This is a genomic window from Chryseobacterium sp. SIMBA_028 (genome assembly GCF_046535285.1).
GTDB lineage: Bacteria > Bacteroidota > Bacteroidia > Flavobacteriales > Weeksellaceae > Chryseobacterium.
Genome location: NZ_JAWRWZ010000765.1, coordinates 1 through 240, shown reverse-complemented (window position 1 = coordinate 240; position 240 = coordinate 1). Strand labels below are relative to the sequence as shown.

Genomic DNA, 240 nt, shown 5'->3' with positions numbered 1-240 from the left:
ATGATGAGCTTGCTGAATATACCGACACCGTGATTGATCTGACAAAAGACGTGGCAGAGATCATTACAGACGATTTTGAGTTTGAACTCCTGTCTGATTCAGACCTGAGCGTGCTGGTATTCCGCTATTTGAGATCCAATATAGAAGATTTGAATGCATTGAATCAATACATAAAAATGAAACTGTTCTACAGCGGTGAAATTCTGGTCGCCAGTACCAAAGTGGACGGTAATTTCTATC

Annotated in this window: 1 pseudogene; it reads left to right on the top strand. The window is 40.4% G+C overall.

Annotated elements, in window-relative coordinates:
• Positions 1–240 (top strand): annotated as a pseudogene (locus SCA31_RS25310) (decarboxylase); the annotation flags it as partial.